Origin of the sequence: Lysobacter sp. Root916 (assembly GCF_001429785.1) — a bacterium.
GTDB lineage: Bacteria > Pseudomonadota > Gammaproteobacteria > Xanthomonadales > Xanthomonadaceae > Lysobacter.
The window spans coordinates 378,093-399,713 of sequence record NZ_LMJF01000014.1 but is presented as its reverse complement, the minus strand read 5'-3'; the positions used below and the strand labels follow the sequence as shown (position 1 = coordinate 399,713).

The window sequence follows — 21,621 nt, the reverse complement described above, 5'->3', positions numbered from 1 at the left end:
CGGAAGCGATGGCGCAGTCTAGCGCGCGCGACCCCAGGCGACCCGTGCCGGAGCGCCCACGGGGATGGTTTCCGACGTTACTAATTGCCCGCGTCGCGACGGATTTCACGATTGCGATCAGTCACTTGCGCAACCGGTGCGGAGCGCTGCGCAGGCGCTGCGCAGCCCCTTGCGGGCATGGCGCCCGAACGCATACCCGAACGAATTGCCGCATCGCACAAATTGTGATTTATTCGAATCACGCTCGGTCACGACACGCTGGTACGGGACATGTCCCGCGCCCTTGGCAGGTCTGCCCGCGCGTGCAGCTAGCCAGCGATCCATTCGTGTTCTTACGGGCCTGCGCCGACCGGCGCGGGCATGTTCACCGAGAGCCTTCCGGAGCAGCGATGCAAGCCAACCCGCAAGCGATGCTGTACGACCCTCGCGACGAGCGGGACAGCTGCGGCTTCGGCCTGATCGCGCAGCTAGACGACCGCCCCAGCCGCGCATTGGTCGACCGCGCACTGGAAGCGCTGGCGCGCATGACCCACCGCGGCGGCATCGCCGCCGACGGCCTCAGCGGCGACGGCTGCGGCCTGTTGATCCGCCATCCCGACAGCTTCCTGCGCACGCTCGCGCGCGAAAGCGGCATCGCCCTGGGCGCGCATTACTGCGCCGGCCTGGTGTTCCTGCCGCACGACGAGGCGCAGGCCGCGCAGGCGCGCGCGATCCTTACCGAAACTCTGGAGCACGAGAATCTGCGCCTGGCCGGCTGGCGCATCGTGCCGGTGGATCTGAGCGCCTGCGGCGAACTGGCGCGCAAGACCATGCCGCGCATCGAGCAGGTGTTCGTGGAGGCGGCCTCGCCCTTCGATCCGGCCGGCTTCCAGCGTTCGCTGTTCCTGGCCCGGCGCCGCGCCGAGCAGCGCCTGCGCGCGATCAAGGACTTCTACGTCGTCAGCCTGTCCTCGGCCAGCATCGGCTACAAGGGCATGGTCCTGCCCGACCGTCTGACCCAGTTGTATCCGGATCTGCAGCGCGAAGACCTGGTCGCCAGCGCGGTGGTGTTCCACCAGCGCTTCTCCACCAACACCACGCCGCGCTGGCCGCTGGCGCAGCCGTTCCGCCTGCTCGCCCACAACGGCGAGATCAACACCATCGCCGGCAACCGCGCCTGGGCGCAGGCGCGCGCGCACGCCTGGCGCACGCCGACCCTGGACCTGCGCGAGTTCGACCAGGTGGTCAGCACCGACGGTTCGGATTCGCAGAGCCTGGACAACATGCTGGAGGTGCTGCAGGCCGGCGGCATGGACCTGCTGAAGGCGATGCGCATCCTGATTCCGCCGGCCACGCAGTCGCTGGAATACAAGGACGCCGACCTCGCCGCGTTCTACGAGTACTACGCGCTCAACACCGAACCCTGGGACGGCCCGGCCGGCATCGTCACCTGCGACGGCCGCTACGCCGCCTGCACCCTGGACCGCAACGGCCTGCGCCCGGCGCGCTGGCTGCGCTCGCGCGACCGCCATTTCCTGATCGCGTCCGAAGCCGGCGTGTGGGAACTGCCGGCCAGCGAGATCGAGGCCAAGGGCAAGCTCGGTCCGGGCGAGATGATCGCCGCCGATCTGTATCAGGGCGAGCTGCTGGATTCCGAGGCGATCGACCGCATCAACCGCGCGCGCGCGCCGTACAAGCGCTGGCTCAAGCAGGGCATGACCTACCTGCACAGCGAGCTGATCGATCCCAACCTGGCCGCCGAACCCTTCGATCCCGACACCCTGGCCGGTTTCCAGAAGCTGTTCCAGCTCAGCCGCGAGGAGCGCGAACAGGTGCTGCGCCCGCTCGCCGAGACCGAGCAGGAAGCCACCGGCTCGATGGGCGACGACGTGCCGATGGCGGTGCTGTCGCAGCAGGTGCGCCCGCTCTACGACCATTTCCGCCAGGCCTTCGCTCAGGTCACCAACCCGCCCATCGACCCGCTGCGCGAGGACTGCGTGATGTCGCTGGCGGTGCAGCTGGGCCGCGAGGGCAATGTCTTCGTCGATGGGCCCGGCAACGTCGGCCACATCCACCTCAACTCGCCGGTGCTGGCGCAACGCAAGCTGCGTCAGTTGCTGGCGCTGGCGCCGTTCGACCGCTCGCATCGCTTCATCGATCTCAACTTCGACCCGGCCGAGGGCCTGAAGGCGGCCCTGCACCGGATCTGCGCCGAGGCCGAAGCGGCCGCGCGCGAAGGGGTGGTGCTGCTGATCCTGACCGACCGCCGCCCGCGTCGCGACGCGCTGATGCTGCACGCCCTGCTCGCCACCGGCGCGGTCCACCAGCACCTGGTGCGCACCGGCCTGCGCTGCGAATCCAACCTGATCGTCGAGACCGGCACCGCGCGCGATCCGCACCACTTCGCCTGCCTGCTCGGCTTCGGCGCGACCGCGGTGTATCCGTACCTGGCCTATCAGACCCTGCACGACCTGGGCGTGCGCGGCATCCTCAAGACCAAGCACGGCGAAGTCGCGCAGATCGGCCGCAGCTACCGGCGCGGGATCAAGAAGGGCCTGCTCAAGATCATCTCCAAGATGGGCATCGCGACCATCGGCAGTTATCGCGGCGCGCAGCTGTTCGAGATCATCGGCCTGGACCGCGAGGTGGTGGAGCTGTGCTTCGATGGCGCGCCCTCGCGCATCGGCGGCGCCGGCTTCGCCGAGCTGCAGGCCGACGCCGCGCACCTGGCCGCGCAGGGCTGGGACGCCAACCGACTGCCCGAGATCGGCGGCCTGCTGCGCTACGTGCCCGGCGGCGAATACCACCTGTTCAATCCCGACGTGGTCACGCGCCTGCAGCGCGCGGTCGGCAGCGGCGATTGGGCGGATTGGCAGTCCTATGCCGAGGCGGTGAACGAACGCCCGACCGCGGCGCTGCGCGACCTGCTGCAGCTGCGCAGCGAAGGCGTGACGCCGATCGATGTCAGCGAAGTGGAACCGGTGTCGGCGATCGTCAAGCGCTTCGACTCGGCCGCGATGAGCCTGGGCGCGCTGTCGCCGGAGGCGCACGAGGCGCTGGCGATCGCGATGAATCGCCTGGGCGGGCGTTCGAACTCCGGCGAAGGCGGCGAAGACCCCGCGCGCTATCGCAGCGACAAGGTCTCCAAGATCAAGCAGATCGCCTCCGGCCGCTTCGGCGTGACCCCGGAGTACCTGGTCAACGCCGAAGTGCTGCAGATCAAGATCGCCCAGGGCGCCAAGCCCGGCGAAGGCGGTCAGCTGCCCGGCCACAAGGTCAACGAGCTGATCGCGCGCCTGCGCTTCGCCATGCCCGGCATCGGCCTGATCTCGCCGCCACCGCATCACGACATCTACTCGATCGAGGACCTGGCCCAGCTGATCCACGACCTGCGTCAGGTCAATCCGCAGGCGCTGATCTCGGTCAAGCTGGTCTCGCACGCGGGCGTGGGCACTATCGCCACCGGCGTGGCCAAGGCCGGCGCGGATCTGATCACGGTGTCCGGCCACGACGGCGGCACCGGCGCCAGCCCGCTGTCGTCGATTCGCTACGCCGGCACGCCGTGGGAGCTGGGCCTGGCCGAAGCGCGCCAGGCCTTGATCGCCAACGACCTGCGCGAGCGGGTGATCCTGCAAACCGATGGCGGCCTGAAGAGCGGACTGGACGTGGTCAAGGCCGCGCTGCTGGGCGCGGAAAGCTTCGGCTTCGGCACCGCGCCGATGATCGCGCTGGGCTGCAAGTACCTGCGCATCTGCCACCTCAACAACTGCGCCACCGGCGTCGCTACCCAGGACGACAAGCTGCGCCGCGACCATTTCACCGGCCTGCCCGAGCGCGTGGAGAACTTCTTCCGCCTGCTGGCCGAGGAAGTGCGCCAGTGGCTGGCCGCACTGGGCGTGCGCACGCTGGGCGAAATCGTCGGACGCACCGACCTGCTGCTGCAAAGCAACGGCGACAGCGCGCGCCAGCAGCGTCTGGACCTGGCCCCGCTACTGGCTGGCTCCGGCCTCAGCCACGGCGGCCATTGCGGCATGCCGGCGCCGCCGATCGCGCCCGAGGGCCTGTCCGCGCAACTGGAGCTGGAACTGGCCGATGCGATCGCGCACAAGCGCGGCGGCGCGTACGCCTACCCGATCCGCAACACCGACCGCAGCATCGGCGCGCGTCTGTCCGGGCGCATCGCGCGCCTGCACGGCGACCGCGGCATGGCCGACGCGCCGCTGGACCTGCGCTTCACCGGCACCGCCGGCCAGAGCTTCGGCGCGTTCCAGGCCGGCGGCCTGCGTTTCGAACTCGAAGGCGAGGCCAACGACTACGTCGGCAAGGGCATGGCCGGCGGCCGCATCGTGCTGCGCCCGCCCAGCGGTGCGCGCTACGTCGCTCACGAGACGCCGATCCTGGGCAACACCTGTCTGTACGGCGCCACCGGCGGCGAGCTGTACGCGGCCGGCCGCGCCGGCGAACGCTTCGGCGTGCGCAACTCCGGCGCGACCGCGGTGGTGGAAGGCGCCGGCGATCACTGCTGCGAGTACATGACCGGCGGCGTGGTCGCGGTGCTGGGCCGCACCGGCCTGAACTTCGGCGCCGGCTTCACCGGCGGCATGGCCTATGTGCTGGACACCGAGCGCGATTTCGTCGACCGCTACAACCACGAGCTGATCGACATCCTGCGCATCTCCGCCGACGGCTTCGAGCACCACCGCTCGCATCTGCGCGATCTGCTGGAGACCCACGCCGAACTCACCGGCAGCGTGTGGGCGCGCCGGATCCTGGACGAGATGCGCGACTACATGGGCAAGTTCTGGCTGGTGAAGCCGAAGGCGGCGAGTCTGGAATCGCTGGCGGAAACGCTAAGGAGCGCAGCATGAATTCGATCGTCTTCGCAGCAAGAGCAAATCCCCCCTGCCCCCCTTTTTCAAAGGGGGGCAGGGCAATTGCGTTTTCGTCGCCGCCTGAAGTCTGCGCCTCACGCCACAAACCGGTACGTCTCCCCCCTTTGAAAAAGAGTGAAGTGGCGTGCTTACGAACCGCAGGTTCGTACGCCAGCGAACGCCAGCAGGCTATGCCTGCTGGCCGGGGGGGATTTGCTTTCACCGCGAATACCCCAGACCGCACGCGACAACGCAGCCCACGGGGTCAGGCAGGATGAGTAAGAAGCAGGTGTTCCAATTCCGCGAAGCGCCGCGCGAGATGCCGGTGCGGATTCCGCTGGCGCTGCGTCAGGGCGGCGACTGGGGCGAGTTGTACGGGCGCTTCGGCGAGGCCGAGGCCAAGAAGCAGGCCGGCCGCTGTCTGGACTGCGGCAACCCCTACTGCGGCTGGGCCTGCCCGCTGCACAACTACATTCCGAATTGGCTGGAACTGGCGCGCGAGGGCCGCATCGACGAAGCCGCCGCGCTGTGCCACGAAACCAATCCGCTGCCCGAGATCTGCGGCCGCGTGTGTCCGCAGGACCGTTTGTGCGAGGGCAGCTGCACGCTCAACGACGGCTTCGGCGCGGTCACCATCGGCGCGGTCGAGAAGTACATCGTCGACAAGGCCCTGGACGGCGGCTGGCGTCCGGACCTGTCGACCGTGCAGCGCCTGGGCAAGCGCGTGGCCGTGGTCGGTGCCGGACCGGCCGGTCTGGCTTGCGCCGACCGCCTGGCGCGCGCGGGCATCGACGCGGTGGTGTTCGACCGCTACGAGGCCATCGGCGGGCTGCTGCATTTCGGCATTCCCAGCTTCAAGCTGGAGAAGTCGGTGATCGCCACCCGCCGCGAGGTGCTGGAAGGCATGGGCGTGGAGTTCCGCCTCGGCGTCGAGATCGGCCGCGATATCGCCTTCGACACTCTGTTGGCCGACTTCGACGCGGTGTTCCTGGGCCTGGGCAGCTACCGCTATACCGACGGCGGCCTGCCCGGTCAGGACCTGACCAACGTGCTGCCGGCGCTGCCGTTCCTGGTCCAGAACGGGCGCCTGGTGCAAGGCGAGGCGATGACCGCCGGCCGCGCGATCGCGGGCTGGGAAGATCACATCGAACTGCCCGACCTGCACGGTAAACGCGTGGTCGTGCTCGGCGGCGGCGACACCGGCATGGACTGCGTGCGCAGCGCGGTGCGCCTGGGCGCGGCCGAGGTCAGCTGCGTATACCGCCGCGACGAGGCCAACATGCCGGGCTCGGCGCGCGAGGTCGCCAACGCGCGCGAGGAAGGCGTGCGCTTCCTGTTCAATCGTCAGCCCTTGGCCTTGTTGGGCGAGGACCGGGTCAGCGGCGTGCGCGTGGCCGAGACCGTGCTGGGCGCGCCCGACGCGCGCGGCCGCCAGCGCGCCGAGATCGTGGCGGGCAGCGAATCGGTGCTGGACGCGGACGTGGTGGTGATCGCGTTCGGCTTCCAGCCCGATCCGCCGGCCTGGTTGGCCGCGCACGGCATCGAGCTGGAAAGCGACGGCCGCATCCGGGTGCCGAACACCGGCGGCTGCAAGTCGCGTCGCAACGGTGCGGCGCAGACGCGGCCGTATCAGACCACCCACCCGCGCGTGTTCGCAGGCGGCGACGGCGTGCGCGGCGCGGACCTGGTGGTGACGGCCGCTTACGAGGGGCGCGAGGCGGCGGCGGGGATCGTGGCGTTGTTGCGGGAGGCGGCGGTGGTGGCGCCGCTGGAGATCTTGGCTACGGAAATGGGTTGAGAGTCTCAAGGTGAGTTTGCTGCCCCGCGCGCCCTCACCCCAACCCCTCTCCCGCTAGCGGGAGAGGGGCTTCAGAGCGGAAAAGACTGAAGCACGAAGCCTTGCTGTCCCTTCTCCCGCCTGCGGGAGAAGGTGCCCGGAGGGCGGATGAGGGCAGCCTTTACCGCCCTGGACCCACATCGATAAACCGCAGGAACTCCGCACGCGTGCGCGCGTCCTCGCGGAAGGTGCCGAGCATCTTCGAGGTGATCATGCTCACGCCGCGCTTGTGCACGCCACGCGTGGTCATGCATTCGTGCGCGCCTTCGATCACCACGCCCACGCCCAGCGGCTGCAGCACGTCCTGGATCGACTGCGCAATCTGCGCGGTCATCTTCTCCTGGACCTGGAAGCGGCGCGCATAGGTCTCGACCACGCGCGCCAGCTTGCTGATGCCCACCACCTTGCCGTTGGGCAGATAGCCGACGTGGGCTTTGCCGATGATCGGCGCCATATGGTGCTCGCAATGGCTTTCGAACTCGATGTCGCGCAGCACGATCAGCTCGTCGTAGCCGGCGACTTCCTCGAAGGTGCGCGCGAGGTAGTCGCGCGGGTCGTCGTCGTAGCCGCTGAACCAGTCGCCGTAGGCCTCGACCACGCGCTTGGGCGTGTCGAGCAGGCCCTCGCGGGCGGGGTCTTCGCCGGCCCAGGCCAACAGCGTGCGCACGGCCGATTCGGCCTGTTCGCGGGACGGCTTGTTCTTGTCGTCGGCCATGACGCAGCCTCAGCAATGGGGGATGGGCATCCTACTCCACTGCGCTCGGGCATCGGAAACACACTGTGTTCCGTCCCCGCGCCGGCTCAGCCCGCTTCCAGCGCCGGCAGCGCCGCCGCGGGCGCGATGCCGACCGTGTTGCGACCGGTGTTGCGGGCGCTGAGCAGGGCGTGCTCGGCGCGGTCGAGCAGGCTCTGCACGGGCTCGCCGCGCTGGGCCATGGCCAGGCCGACGCTGGCGCTGACCGCGATCTCGTGGCCGTCGATGCGGAACGGGCGCTGGCCGAAGGCGTCGGCCAGGCGCCGGCCCAGCAGCTCGCAATCCACACGCTCGCATTCGGCCACCACCGCGAAGCTGTCGCCGCCCATGCGCGCGATGGTGTCGTCCGGGCGCAGCACTCCGCGAATGCGCGCGAGCGCCTGTTGCAGCAGGGCGTCGCCGATCGCGCGGCCGTAGCGGGCGTTGATCTCGCCGAAGCCGTCCAGGTCCAGCAGCAGCAGGCCGTGATGCTTGAGCCCCAGGCTGCCAGGCGCCGACCAGGTCTCCAGCAGCAGGCGCAGCGCCGAGGCGTTGAGGGTGCCGGTCAGCGGATCGCGGTCGCCGGACTGGCGCGCCAGCAGGGACAGGCGGTGGCGATTGGCCGCGTGCTGGCTCAGCGCCAGCGCCAGCACGCCCGATTCCAGCACCGCCGCCAGGGCCAGGCCGCGGTCGGCCCACTCGGCGCGGCCGACGCCGAAGGGATAGGCCGCGAGCACACCGACGAACAGCAGCAGCGGCGTCCAGCCCAGCAGGTAATAGCCCGCATACGGCGCACCGCGGCGCCAGGCCATGATCGCGGCGGCGAACATCAGCGGAATGCCGACTAGCAGCAGGGCGTTGCCGCCGATGTACCAGAAGTCGTGCACGCGCTCGCGCAGCGCCAGCAGCACGGCCAGCCACAGGATGTTGGCCCACTGCACCGTGCGCACCAGCACCGCCAGGCGCGGCAGCAGGCGCGGCAACTCCAGGAAGCGCAGGCTGAAACCGAGCTGGAAGATCGTGGCCAGCGTGGCCAGGGTCCAGGTCACGGTCAGGCGGCCGCTGGCCAGGCCGGCCAGACCCCACATCTCGGCCGCATCGCCGGACACCAGCAGCAGGTAGATCGCCGCGCAGGCCAGGTAGGCGCCGTAGGCCATGTAGACCAGGTCGCGGAAGGCGTACCAGATCGCGATCATCGCCACCGCCATCAACATCATCGCGGTGAACGCGGCGACCATGAAGCGCGAATCGCCGCGCTCCTGGCGCGCCAGCTCCGGCACGGTCGCCAGACGCAGGCTCAATGCCTCGGCGGTATTGCCGCCCACGCGCAGATAGGCGACGTCGCCGCGGGTCCAGCCGTTGGGCAGCGGCAGCACCCAGCCGCGCCGCAGCAGCACCGGGCCGCCGTTCTCGGCGTCGTTGACGATGCGCGGTGGCGCGCCCGGCGGGTAATAGGTGACCGGCCCGCGCACACGCGCGCCGCGCAACACCAGCAGTTGGCTTTCGCTGGCGGCGATGTCGCGGTCGGTGGTCAGGCGGATCCAATAGCCGGCCTCGCGGCGCGGCATGGTCAGGTAGACCAGGTCGCCGGGCGCCTCGGCGACCGAGCGCTCGGTCACCGGCGCCGAGGCCGGCGGCCCGTCGAGTTCGCCCTCGGTCAGCAGCAGCTCGGCCTTCAACGATTGCGCCATGGCCGGCATGCAGGCGAACGCCAACGTCAGCGCGAGCATGGCGCTGCCCCAGATCCTGCGCATCCGTCGATTCCCCAGCCGCATGGACGGAGTCTAGCGTCTGCAGACGCGCTCGGCCGCATCGGCGGGTGACATTGCGCGATCGAGGCTCGCCGCGACCGCCGCGAGCATCGGCGGCCTTAGCGGCGACCGCGCCCGCTGGCCTGACGCTGCTCGCGGCGGTGCCGTTCGGCCGCGCGCTGGGTCAGCGCGATCATCAGCACGCCGGTTTCCATCACCACCGCCAGCAGCAGTCCGCGTTCGATCAGGTAGGAGTTGCCGAGGCCGAAGGTCTTGGCCGCGACCAGCCCGGCAAACAGCATCAGCGGCGTCCAGCCGATCAGGTAATAGCCCGCGTACGGAGAGCCGCGCCGCCAGGCCACGATCGCCGCATAGACGATGATCGGGATCGACAGCAGCAGCAGGACGTTGCCGACCACGTACCAGTGTTGGTAGACGAAGTCGAACATCAGCACCAGCGCCGCCAGCGCGAGCGCGTTAGCCCACACGATCGCGTGCAGCGCGGTCGCCGCGCGCGGCAGCAAGCGGGGAAGTTCGAGGAAGCGCACGGTGAAGCAAAGTTGGAACATCGTGGTCAAGGTAGCGACGAACCAGCCCGCACCGTCGCGCTGCACCGCCGAACCGAACCATTCGACCGGTATCTTGATCCAGGCCGTCATCAACAGCAGGTAGATCGACAGGCAGATCATGTAGCCGCAGTAGTACAGGTATACCGAATCGCGCGACGCCACCCAGAAGCCGGCGACCACCAGGGTCATCGTCAGCATCAAGGCGTACACGACGATCGCGAACCGACGATCGCTCTCCAGTTCGCGCATCAGCACGGCGCGATCGGCCAGAGCGATATCGAGCATGGTGTCGTTGCGTGCGGAAACCTGGGCGTAGGCGACGCTGTGGGCGCTCCAGCCCGCCTTCAGCGGCAGCGCCCAGCCGCGCCGCAGCAGTCGGGGGCCGTCGTCGCGCACATAGCCGATCAGCGACAGCCGCTCCGATCCAGGCGGATAGTAAGCGACCATGCCGTAGGCCTGCGGACTGCGCAGCACCACCACGCGCTGGCTGGCGGCGGGGATATCGCGGTCGATCGACAAACGCAGCCAGTGCCCATCCGGGCTGCGTGGCAGCTCGATACGCATCGGGACATCGGGGCCCGCGGCGGTCCAGCGCTGCACCGCCCGACTGGCATCGGGACGCGACCACCTGCTGCCGTCGGCCTGCAGACGTTCGACCGTCAGCGTCTGGGCGCCGACCGCCGCCGCGAACAAACCGACCAGCACGGCCAGCATCGCGATCCATGCAGTCCTCATGTCCCTATGCATGCCGGTCTCTTGCCGTCTGTTCGTACCGGCAGTCTAACGATTCAGGGCGGCGCCGGCCTCGTTTTCAGCGTGTGCCGATGGCGTGCCGCCGCGCGCTGAGTCAGCGCCAACACCAGCACGCCCGATTCCAACACCACCGCCACCACCAGGCCGCGTTCGGCCCACTCGATGTCGCCCAAGCCGAAGGTCTTGATCGCGATCAGGGCGGCGAAGGCCATCAGCGGCGTCCAACCCAGCAGGTAATAGCCCGCGTACTCGGCGCCGCGGCGCCAGGCCACGACCGCCGAATACACCAACAGCACGATCGTCGCCAGCAGCAGGCCGTTGCCGCCCAGGTACCAGTACATATAGACCGTCTGAAATGCCGTCAGCAACACCAGTAGCCAGGCCAGATTGAGCCATACGATGGCGCGCAGGATCGCCGCGATGCGCGGCAACCAGCGCGACAGTTCGAGAAAACGCAGGCTGAAGGCGATCTGGAACACCGTCGCCAGGGTCGCGGCCGCCCAGGCCGCGCCGTCATGGCGCGCGGCCGAACTGCCCCAACTGATCGGAATTTCGATCAGCTTGGACAGCAGCAGCATGTAGCACGAGATGCACACCGTATAGCCGCAGTAGTACAGATATACCGCCTCGCGCGTCGTCGCCCACAAGCCGGCGACGAGCAGGGTCATCAGCAGCAAGGCCGAGTACGCCAGGATCGCGAAGCGGCGGTCGCTCTCGTGCTTGCGCGCCATCTCGGCGCGGGTCGACAGGCTCAGGCTGAGGGCGCTGGAAATATGTCCCTGCATGCGCAGATAGATCGCGTCGCCGCGCTTCCAGCCCTCGCTCAGAGGCAGATCCCAGCCCAACTGCAATAGAGTCGACTGGTCGTGCTGCACGGGACTGATCACGGTTCTGCGGGCGGACCCCGGCGGGTAGTAGCTCAGAGACCCGTAGGTGCGTGCGCCCGCGATGGAGACCGTGCGTCGTTCGCCGGCGCCGATGTCGCGATCGACGGTCAGGCGCAACCAGTGGCCGATGGGCTGGCGCGGCAGCTCGAGGCGGATCGTGTCCTTCGGCGTCGCCGCAGTCCAGCGTGCGAGCGTCGGCGCGCTCAGCGGCCGCTCGCGCTGCAACTGGTCCACGCGCAGCACTTCCACCGTGAGCGACTGCGCGGCGGCGGGCGTCGCGAACACGGCGGCCAATGCGATCGACAGCGCGATCCAGGCCGATATCCAGCTTGCGCGCATACAGGGTCCCGACAGCGATGTCGGCGGGAAGTCTAGCCCTTGGGCATCGGGAATACAGTGAACCCGGCGCGCAAGCCGGACATCGCCACGCGCACCGCGTCGCGCAGCGGGACGATCGGGTAAAGAAAGCCGATGAGCCGGCGGCGACGCATTCGAGGGGGAGGGACTGACGCCATCCACCGGCTCATCGGTAAACAGACGGAACGACGGCGCGTCGGTCGCTCCATGGGTCCAACCATCGCGGCGAATGCGCGCCGGGCCGGCAGCGCATTACCGCGACATCGCGCGGCGTTCCGGTCGAGCGGAGCGCCGCGGCCGTGCGTAAAACCGGCCCGCCACCAGGAGGCGGGCCGTGCGACGGCCGGGCCGACCGCCGCAAAACCGTCAACTCAACGCGAGGCCACGTCTTCGCGCAGGGGCGTGCGCGAGGACCAACCGCCGGCCAGGGCCTTGTACAGCGCGACCGCGCCGGTGACGCTGCGGGTACGGCCGTCGGCGAAGGCGTCCTGCGCCTGCAGTTGGGTGCGTTCGGCGTCCAGCACTTCGAACAGGTCGGCCGCACCGGCCTCGTAACGCACGCGTGCGAGCTGCGCGGCCTTGGCGCTGTCGATCGCGGCGCGTTCCAGGTGGCCGTCCTCGACGCGCGCGCGGCCGTAGCGGACCAGCGCGTTCTCGGTGTCCTCCAGCGCCAGCAGCACGGCCTGCTGATAGCGCGCGAGTTCGCCGGCGGCGTCGGCATCGCTGGCGGCGATGCGCGCGCGCACGCGGCCGATGTCCAGGAACGACCAGTCGATGCCCAGCGCGACCAGACGGGTTTCGCTGGCGCGTTCGAACAGCGCGCTGCTGTCGATCGCCTGACTGCCGATCAGCCCGCCCAGGGTGAAGCGCGGGAACAGGTCGGCGGTGGCCACGCCGATGCGCGCGGTGGATGCGTGCAGGCGGTGTTCGGCGGCGGCGACGTCGGGACGGCGGCGCAGCAGATCGCCGGGCGTGCCCGCGTCCAGCAGCGCCGGCAAGGCCGGCAGCGGCTGCTGCGGTTCCAACTGGGCGATCAAGGCGTCGGGGGTTCGGCCGGTCAGCACCGCCAGGCGGTGCATGGCGACGGCGACCTGGGCTTCCAGCGCCGGCACGCGCGACAGCGTGGCTTCGAGCTGGGCGCGCGCGCGCGAGGTATCGAACTCGGTGCCGCGGCCGGCGCTGAAGCGCGCGTCGACCAGGCGCAGCGTCTCGCGCTGGTTGTCGGCGTTCTCGCGCGCCACCCGCAGGCGTTCCTGCAGGCCGCGCAGTTCGACGTAGCCGCTGGCGACCTCGCCCACGATGGTGACCTGCAGGGCCTGCAGATCCGCCGCGGTGGCCCAGGTATCGGCGCGCTGGGCCTCGACGTTGCGGCGCACGCGGCCCCACAGATCGAGCTCCCAGCTGGCGTTGACCCCGGCGCTGTAGCTTTCGTTGTCGCGACCAGCGGCGGGCACGCCCGGCAGCTGGTCGCTGCTGGAACGCGCGTCCTGGGCGTTGGCGCTGGCGGTCAGGGTCGGGAAGCGATCGAACTTGGCGCCACGCAGCAGCGCGTTGGCGCGGTCGTAGCGCGACAGGGCGATGCGCAGGTCGTGGTTGGCCGACAGCGCCTCTTCGACCAGTTGGGTCAGCATCGGGTCGTTGAAGCCGCGCCAGAACTCGACGTCGGTTTCCGGGCTGGCGGTGGTGGACGCCGCGGTGGCGGCGACCACGGCGGTTTCGCCGGCGTGGGCGAAGTGGTCCGGCGTGGCCAGGGTCGGGCGCACGTAGTCGGGGCCGACCGCGCACGCGCTCAGCAGCGCCGCGGCGACGCCGAGCGCCAGGGTACGGATCACCATGGCAGGGATTCCTCGAGGTGGTAGTAGCCGCCGTTGGGGCCGGCTTCGTCGATCAGCGCCAGACGCACGCTGGTGCGCGCGCCGTCGGGAATGCTCATGTCGCCGTTGGCGTTCATGTCGGTCTTCACCGAGCCGGGGTGCAGGGTGTTGACCTTGTGCGGGGTGTCGCGCAGCTCGTAGGCCAGGTGCGCGGTCCAGGCGTTCACCGCGGTCTTGGACACGTTGTAGGCCGGCACCTTGTAGTGATAGATCGGCGAGGCCGGATCCTGGTGCAGCGCGATCGAGCCCAGGATGCTGGACACGTTGACGATGCGCGCGGCCGGCGCCTTGTGCAGCAGCGGCAGGAAGGCCTGGGTGGTCGCGATCAGGCCGAACAGATTGGTGTTGAAGGTTTCCAGCCAGATGTCCAGGCTCTGCTGCGAGGGCTTGAGCTGGCCGTCGTCGCGGAACACGCCGGCGTTGTTGACCAGGATGTCGAGGCGGCCGTGCTTGGTGGCGACCTCTTCGGCGGCGGCGGCGATGCTGCTGTCGCTGGTGACGTCCAGCGCGATCGCTTCGACCGGCAGGCCCTCGGCCTGCAGCTGCAGCGCGGCCTCGACCGCCTTGCCGCGATCGCGGCCGGCCAGCAGCACGTGCACGCCTTCGCCGGCGAGCTGGCGCACGGTCTCCAGGCCGATGCCGCGGGTGGCGCCGGTGACCAGCGCGATCTTGGAAGCGTGTGGGTTAGCCATGGGAGAGTTCCTTGATTCGTGGGGGACGGACCGGATCCGGTCCGAGGGCCCGGCGGTGGAGGAGCCCACCGCCAGGCCTTGCATCGTGGGCGTGCGCCGATCAGGCATGCGCGGAGGCAGCGTGATCGGCCGAGTGGTTGACCAGCGGCTTGCTGCCGGCCAGCTTGCGCAGGGCGACGTAGAACACCGGGGTCAGGAACAGACCGAACAGGGTCACGCCCAGCATGCCGGCGAACACGGTGATGCCGGTGACCGAGCGGATTTCCGCACCGGCGCCATGCGACAGCACCAGCGGCACGGTGCCGGCGATGAAGGCGATCGAGGTCATCACGATCGGACGCAGACGCAGGCGGCAGGCTTCCAGCGCGGCTTCGATGATGCCCTTGCCCTGCAGTTCCAGTTCGCGGGCGAACTCGACGATCAGGATGGCGTTCTTACACGCCAGGCCCATCAGCACGACCAGACCGACCTGCACGAACACGTTGTTGTCGCCGCCGGTCAGCCACACGCCGAGCAGCGCGGACAGCATGCACATCGGCACGATCAGGATCACCGCCAGCGGCAGGGTCCAGCTTTCGTACAGCGCCGCCAGCACCAGGAACGCGAGCAGGATGGCCAGCGGGAACACGATCAGCGCGGCATTGCCCTGGCTGGCCTGCTGGTAGCTCAGGTCGGTCCATTCGATTTCCATGCCGTGCGGCAGCACCTTGGCGGCCACGTCCTTGACCACGTCCATGGCCTGGGCCGAGGACATCACGCGCGGATCGACGTCGCCGGCGATGTCGGCGGCCGGGTAGCCGTTGTAGCGCAGCACCGGGTCGGGGCCGTAGGTCTGCTTGACGCTGACCATGGAACCGATCGGCACCATCTCGCCGCGGTCGTTGCGGGTACGCAGGTTGGCGATGTCCTCGACGCTGTCGCGGAACGAACCGTCGGCCTGGGCGATGACCTGCCAGGTGCGGCCGAACTGGTTGAAGTCGTTGACGTAGGCCGAGCCCAGGTAGGTCTGCAGGGTGTCGAACAACTCGGTCAGCGGCACGCCCTGCGCCTTGGCCTTGACGCGGTCGACTTCGGCGTCGAGCTGCGGCACGTTGGCCTGGTAGGTGCTGTTGGCGTAGCCCATGCCCGGGGTCTGCATGACCGTGCCCTGGAACGCGCTGACCGCGTTCTGGAGCGCGCCGTAACCCAGGTTGCTGCGGTCCTCGATGAACATCTGGTAGCCCGCGCCGTTGCCCAGGCCGAGGATCGGCGGCGGCATCAGGGCGAAGGTGAAGCCTTCCTGGAAGCCGCCGATCTTCTGGTTGAGCTCGGCGGTGATCTCCACCGCGCTACGGCTGCGCTCGCTGAAGGGCTTGAGCGGCAGGAACGCCACGCCGGTGTTGGGCGTGTTGGTGAACTGCACCGCGTTCAAGCCCGGGAAGGCCATGGTGTTCTGCACGCCGTCGATCTTGCCGGCGATGTCGGTGACCTTCTTCAGCAAGGCGTCGGTGCGCGCGATCGACGAACCTTCCGGCAGCTTCACCGCCGCGATCAGGTACAGCTTGTCCTGCAGCGGGATGAAACCGGCCGGCACCAGCTTGAACATGAAGCCGGTCGCGACCAGCAGCACCGCGTACACCACGAACACCGCGCCGCGCTTGCCCAGCGCGCGCGAGACGGCGCCCTGGTACTTCTGCGAGCTGGAGGCGAAGAAGCGGTTGAACGGACGGAAGATCCAGCCGAACAGACGATCGATCAGACGCGAGGGCGCATCCTTGGCGGCGCCGTGCGGCTTGAGCAGACGCGCGGCCAGGGCCGGCGACAGGGTCAGCGAGTTGATCGCCGAGATCACCGTCGAGATGGCGATGGTCACCGCGAACTGCTTGTAGAACTGACCGGTCACGCCCGACAGGAACGCCATCGGCACGAACACCGCGCACAACACCAGCGCGATCGCGACGATCGGGCCGGACACTTCCTTCATCGCCTGATGCGCCGCGGCCAGCGGGGTCAGGCCTTCCTCGATGTTGCGTTCGACGTTCTCCACCACCACGATCGCGTCGTCGACCACGATGCCGATCGCCAGCACCAGGCCGAACAGGGTCAGGGTGTTGATCGAGAAGCCCAGCAGGTACAGGGCGGCGAAGGTGCCGACTACCGAGACCGGCACGGCCAGCAGCGGGATGATCGAGGCGCGCCAGGTCTGCAGGAACAGGATCACCACCAGCACCACCAGCGCGATCGCCTCCAGCAGCGTGGTCACCACGGCCTTGATCGAATCGCGCACGAAGATGGTGGTGTCGTAGACGGCCTCGTACTTGATGCCTTCCGGGAAGCTCTTGGACAGGCGATCCATGTTGGCGATCACCTGCTCCTGGATCTCCAGGGCGTTGGCGCCCGGCGACTGGAAGATACCGATGCCGACCGCGTTCTTGCCGTCCAGCTGCGAACGCAGGCTGTAATCGCCGGCGCCCAGTTCCAGACGGGCGACGTCGGACAGGCGCACGATCTCGCCGTCGTTGCCGCTCTTGACCACGATGTTGCCGAACTCTTCCTCGCTCTGCAGACGGCCCTTGGCGTTGATCAGGGTCAGGAAGTCGCTGTTGGGCATGGGCTCGGCGCCGAGCTGGCCGGCCGAGACCTGCACGTTCTGCTCGCGCATGGCGCGCAGCACGTCGCTGGCGGTCAGACCGCGCGAGGCGATCTTGTCCGGGTCCAGCCACACGCGCATGGCGTAGTCGCCGCCACCGAAGATCTGCGCGTCGCCCACGCCGGACAGGCGCGCCAGGGAATCCTTGACGTGCAGACGGGCGTAGTTGCGCAGGTACAGGGTGTCGTACTTACCGTTGGGCGAGGTCAGGTGCACCACCATCAGGAACACCGGCGCCTGCTTCTGGGTCGTCACGCCTTGCCGGCGCACGTCCTCGGGCAGTCGCGCCAGCGCCTGGCTGACCCGGTTCTGCACGCGCACCGCCGCGTCGTCCGGATCGGTGCCCGGGCGGAAGGTGACGGTGATGGCCAGCACGCCGTCGGAACCGGCGACCGACTTGATGTACATCATGTCCTCGACGCCGTTGATCGCTTCCTCCAACGGCGTGGCGACGGTTTCGGCGATGACCTTCGGGTTGGCGCCCGGGTACACCGTGCGCACCATCACCGAGGGCGGTACCACTTCGGGATATTCGCTGATCGGCAGGATCGGTATCGCGATCAGGCCGGCGGCGAAGATCACGATCGACAGCACGGCAGCGAAGATCGGCCGATCGATGAAAAATTTGGAAAAGTCCATAACGGATTCCTTGGTGCGGCATGTAGCCGCATGAGTCCCCGGCCGACGCCGCGGCGTCGGCCTTGATTGCGGAAACCTGGCCGGAAGGCGGCCGACGCCCGCGCGTGCGGGGCGTCGGCGGCCTGCCTGTGCTTGGTGTTCGGCTAGCGGTCCGCAGTCATACGGTCGTGCGTCACTTCGCGCCGGCGGTGCTGGCGACCGGCTGACCCGGCACCGGCGCGGATGCGCCCATGACGATGGTCTTCGGGGCCACCGGCGCGCCGGGGAAGAAGATCTTCTGCACGCCGTGCACGATCACCTTGTCGGTCGGCGCCAGGCCCGACTGGACCACGCGCAGGCCGTCGATCATGCGACCGAGCACCACGTCCTTGCGGACCGCTTCGCTCTTGGCGCCGAGCACGTAGACGTACTTGCGGTCCTGGTCGGTGAGCACGGCCTTGTCGTCGATCAGCATGGCCTTGAAGTCGCCGCTGCCTTCCAGCTGCACGCGCGCGAACATGCCGGGCGTGAACATCCGGTCCGGATTGGCCACCACCGCGCGGGCGCGGATGGTGCCGGTGGTCGGATCGACCTGGTTGTCGGTGAAGTCGACCGCGCCTTCGTGCGGATAGCCGGCTTCGCTGGCCAGGCCGACACGTACCGGGTTCTTGTTCTCGGCGCGCTCGCCCTTGCGGGCCAGGTCGTTGTAACGCGAGTAGGTCTGCTCGTCGCTTTCGAAGTAGATGTACATCGGATCCTGCGAGACCAGGGTGGTCAGCAGGGTCTGATCGGCCTGGGCCAGGTTGCCGACGGTGGTCAGCGCGCGGCCCGCGCGGCCGCTGATCGGCGCGCGCACTTCGGTGAAGGTCAGGTCCAGCTGGGCCGAGGCCACCGCGGCCTCGGCGGCGCGCACGCCGGCGTTGCCCTGGGTGGTCGCGGCGCGGCGGGTCTCGAACTCTTCGCGCGAGATCGCCTTGGCTTCGACCAGGGTCTGGGCGCGCTGGTCCTGGGTCTGGGCCAGGCGCGCTTCGGCGCGCGCGCGTTCCAGTTGGGCCTGGGCGCGGTTGAGCTCGGCGCGGTAGCGGCGCTGGTCGATCACGAACAGCAGATCGCCCTTCTTGACCTCCTGGCCTTCCTTATAGGCGACGCGCTCGACGTAACCGCTGACGCGCGGGCGCAGTTCGACCGATTCCACCGCCGCGACGCGGCCGGTGAATTCGTCCCACTGGCGGACCTGCTTGCTCAGCACCTGGGCCACGCTGACTTCCGCCGGCGGCGGCATGCCGCCACCACCGGATTCGGCGGCCTGGCTGCCGCAGCCGGCCATGGCCAGCGCAATGACGACGCTCGCGGCCAGCGCGAGTACGGGGAGCCCGGGGCCGGCGCGGCCGGAGCGGGCGAGGACTTTGCGAGGGCTCATTGTGGGGAGGGTTCCTGGTTGGTTTTCGAAGTGGTGATCGCTTTCAGCAGCGCGCGTGCGTCTTGCAGACAGCGTTGCGTTTTGGAGTCGACGGGGCTATCCGGATCTTGCGTAGCGGTCGCTGGCGTCGTCGATTCGGCGGCGGCTGGCTGCAAGCGCGCGGTCTGGGCCGCGGGCGGTGCGGGTTCGCGGTCGATGTCGTCGGACAGATCGACCGCATAGGAAGGCAGCGTGCCGGGGCCGAGCGCGCGCGCGTAGGTGACGATCGCGCGCGCCGGTTCGCTGCGTTGTTCGGCCTGTTCGATCAGCGCCAGCGCGCGCTGGCCGATCGACAGGGCGCTGGGCCATTCCGGGCAGGCATGGCAGCCGTTGAGCTCGGTGCGCACCGGCATGTCGACCGCGAGCAGCTGCACGCGCACCGACATCTGCCGGGCTTCGTCGTGCAGCACGCGCGCCAGCATGCGCAGCGCGGCCGCGCCGATCGAGCGATGGCCGTAGCCGGCCCAGGGGTGTTCGCTGCCGGGGCCGCCGATCAGCACGTAGCTGCCGCCGCGGTCGCCCTCGGCCAGCAGCGGCAGCAGGTGGCGGGCGGCGGCCAGGTGCGGCAGCAGGTCTTCGTCGAGCTTGCGGCGCAGGAACGCGGCCGGGTGATCGAGCAGGCGGCCGCGCTCGTTGCTGCCGCAGACCGCGGCGACCACGCCGGCCAGCGGGCGCCCGAGCTTGCGCAGGGCGCGCGCGAGCTTGGCGCCGTCGGCGTCGCTGGCGACCGAGCCGCTGAGCACGGTCAGGTCGGCCTCGGGGTAGGCCGCCCGCAACAGCTTGAGCTCGCGGCCGCCGCGGGCCACCGCGATCACCGGCCAGCCGGCCTTGATCGCGGCCTGGACCACGCCGCGGCCGACGCCGCCGGTGGCGCCCAGGATCACCAGGGGGGATTTCATTGTCCCGCTCCCGGGATTTTTTCTCCCATCAGCGGGATGGTTTCGCGGCGGGTGTGGTGGGACAGCAGGGCGCCGATCGCCGGCAGCACCAGCATCGCGGTCGGCAGGGCGACCGTGAAAGCCAGCACCCAGGCCAGCATCCAGGCCTCTTCCGTGCCTTCGGACAGGCCTTGGCGGAACACGATGGCGGCCAGCACGATCAAGGCTGACATCGCTATCATCATCAGCGGCAGGAAGGCGAGGCGGGCTTGGCGGGCGGTCAACATGGGGGCGGCAGGGGGTTCCGGGTGTGCGACAAAGACTAGGCGCACGAACGGCACTTGATTAGCCGTTGATTCAGGGAATAATTGTCCCGACATCGGGCTAATGCCCGGCTCGGCCCCCTAGCCAGTCCCGAGACGGCCCCTCCCGTCATCCCACATCCGGAGTCCCCCATGGCCCGCGATCTCAACGACACCCTGATCTTCGTCAAGGTGGTCGAGCACGGCAGCTTCATCTCCGCGGCGCGTGCGCTGCGGCTCCCCAAGACCACGGTCAGCCGCAAGGTGCAGGACCTGGAGGCGCGCCTGGGCGCGCAGCTGCTGCATCGCACGACCCGCAAGCTCGGCCTGACCGAGGCCGGCAACATCTATTACGAGCACTGCCAGCGCATCGCGCGCGAGCTGGACGAGGCCGAAAGCGCGGTCGGCCAGCTCCAGGGCGGCCCGCGCGGCTGGTTGCGCTTCACCGCGCCCTACTCGGTCGGCATCACCTGGATCGCGCCGCTGCTGGGCGAGTTCCACGCGCGCCACCCCGAGGTGCGCCTGGAGATGCTGCTGACCAACGAACCGCTGGACATCATCGACAAGGAAATCGACGTCGCCCTGCGCGTGGGCGAGCTGCCCGACTCCAACCTGATCGCGCGCCGCCTGGCGGTGTTCCGCACCCAGGTCTACGCCAGCCCGAACTACCTGGCCCGCCACGGCGAACCGCTGCACCCGGACGATCTGCAGCATCACCGTACCCTGGCGATGCAGAAGTCGCGGCGCAACGGCGCCTACGTGTGGACGCTCAGCGACGGCGACCGCAGCATCGACTACCGCGTCGATCCGGTGCTGGTGGCCAACGACCCGGGCGCGCTCAAGGGCGCGCTGCTGTGCGGCGAGGGCCTGATGCTGGCCAGCGATGTCACCGTCAAGGCCTATGCCGAGCAGGGCTACGTGCAGCGCGTGCTGGCCGGCTGGACCGGGCCGGAGATGGACTTCAACGCGGTGTTCCCGCGCGGCCAGGTGCAGTCGCCCAAGGTGCGCGCCTTCGTCGACTTCCTGGTCGAGCGTTTGAACTTCGACGCCGACTACATGCAGGTGCTGTGCCCGGACCGCCAGCGCTTCCGCAAGGCCTCCGAGGACGCCTCGGCGGCGATCGCGGCCGAGCTGGCCAAGGTCGCCAAGCAGCGCCCCAGCAAGGCGTCGCCGGAAGTCGAGGTCGATGCGATCGTGGCCGGCGCGGTGCACGACAGCGAGGATGCGGAGCTGGCTTGAGCCGGCTTCGAATACGACTGCGGCCGTAGGGTGCGGTGAGCGTAGCGAACCGCACCATCGCCATAGCCGGCCGGCCGCGCCGGTGCGGTTGTCGCCGCGCCCTACGAGTCCGATGTGCTCCTTCTTTCTTTAGCCCCTCTCCCGCTGGCGGGGTGAGGGTCGGTGCAGGCGCTTGGCTTCAACCTCATGCGCT

Annotated in this window: 13 protein-coding genes; 3 read left to right on the top strand and 10 right to left on the bottom strand. The window is 69.2% G+C overall.

What is annotated here, in order from left to right:
• The first annotated feature begins 389 nt into the window (after window positions 1–389).
• Entirely contained in the window at window positions 390–4,847 is a 4,458-nt protein-coding gene (gene gltB, locus ASE35_RS16585; protein ID WP_057164526.1) for a glutamate synthase large subunit, read from the top strand.
• Window positions 4,848–5,124: 277 nt separating this feature from the next.
• On the top strand, window positions 5,125–6,648 hold the full coding sequence (locus ASE35_RS16580) for an FAD-dependent oxidoreductase (RefSeq protein WP_057164525.1): 1,524 nt from the start codon (window positions 5,125–5,127) through the stop codon (window positions 6,646–6,648).
• 160 nt (window positions 6,649–6,808) lie between these two features.
• Here ASE35_RS16580 and folE read toward each other — a convergent pair whose 3' ends face one another.
• From folE to ASE35_RS21555, 10 genes are all read right to left on the bottom strand, one after another.
• Entirely contained in the window at window positions 6,809–7,402 is a 594-nt protein-coding gene (gene folE, locus ASE35_RS16575; RefSeq protein ID WP_056177274.1) for a GTP cyclohydrolase I FolE, read from the bottom strand.
• 86 nt (window positions 7,403–7,488) lie between these two features.
• Entirely contained in the window at window positions 7,489–9,174 is a 1,686-nt protein-coding gene (locus tag ASE35_RS16570) for a diguanylate cyclase (protein ID WP_056177277.1), read from the bottom strand.
• A 116-nt stretch (window positions 9,175–9,290) separates the two neighbouring features.
• Window positions 9,291–10,475 (bottom strand): 7TM-DISM domain-containing protein, encoded by a 1,185-nt coding sequence (locus tag ASE35_RS16565; protein ID WP_162259066.1) that lies wholly within the window; start codon window positions 10,473–10,475, stop codon window positions 9,291–9,293.
• 53 nt (window positions 10,476–10,528) lie between these two features.
• Complete coding sequence (locus ASE35_RS16560) at window positions 10,529–11,719, bottom strand: 7TM-DISM domain-containing protein (RefSeq protein ID WP_057164523.1); 1,191 nt, start codon at window positions 11,717–11,719, stop codon at window positions 10,529–10,531.
• Between the two features lie 389 nt (window positions 11,720–12,108).
• A complete protein-coding gene (locus ASE35_RS16555; RefSeq protein WP_056177283.1) occupies window positions 12,109–13,572 on the bottom strand; it encodes an efflux transporter outer membrane subunit in 1,464 nt (487 codons plus the stop codon).
• Window positions 13,566–14,303, bottom strand: a complete 738-nt coding sequence (locus ASE35_RS16550) for an SDR family oxidoreductase (RefSeq protein ID WP_057164522.1) — start codon at window positions 14,301–14,303, stop codon at window positions 13,566–13,568. The genes ASE35_RS16555 and ASE35_RS16550 overlap by 7 nt, the downstream gene beginning before the upstream one ends.
• A gap of 100 nt (window positions 14,304–14,403) precedes the next feature.
• Entirely contained in the window at window positions 14,404–17,571 is a 3,168-nt protein-coding gene (locus tag ASE35_RS16545) for a multidrug efflux RND transporter permease subunit (protein ID WP_056177287.1), read from the bottom strand.
• A 172-nt stretch (window positions 17,572–17,743) separates the two neighbouring features.
• Window positions 17,744–18,970, bottom strand: coding sequence for an efflux RND transporter periplasmic adaptor subunit (locus ASE35_RS16540; protein ID WP_082576406.1), 1,227 nt, complete (start codon window positions 18,968–18,970; stop codon window positions 17,744–17,746).
• Complete coding sequence (locus tag ASE35_RS16535; protein WP_056177289.1) at window positions 18,967–19,908, bottom strand: SDR family oxidoreductase; 942 nt, start codon at window positions 19,906–19,908, stop codon at window positions 18,967–18,969. Before ASE35_RS16535 ends, ASE35_RS16540 begins: the two co-directional genes overlap by 4 nt.
• Window positions 19,905–20,129 carry a DUF2798 domain-containing protein gene (locus ASE35_RS21555; RefSeq protein ID WP_343123524.1) on the bottom strand — a complete coding sequence of 75 codons (225 nt, stop codon included), beginning with the start codon at window positions 20,127–20,129 and terminating at the stop codon, window positions 19,905–19,907. The genes ASE35_RS16535 and ASE35_RS21555 overlap by 4 nt, the downstream gene beginning before the upstream one ends.
• A gap of 213 nt (window positions 20,130–20,342) precedes the next feature.
• Here ASE35_RS21555 and ASE35_RS16525 point away from each other — a divergent pair, with 213 nt between their 5' ends.
• Window positions 20,343–21,428: a LysR family transcriptional regulator gene (locus ASE35_RS16525; RefSeq protein WP_056177292.1), complete on the top strand. Its 1,086-nt coding sequence runs from the start codon at window positions 20,343–20,345 to the stop codon at window positions 21,426–21,428.
• Window positions 21,429–21,621 lie beyond the last annotated feature (193 nt).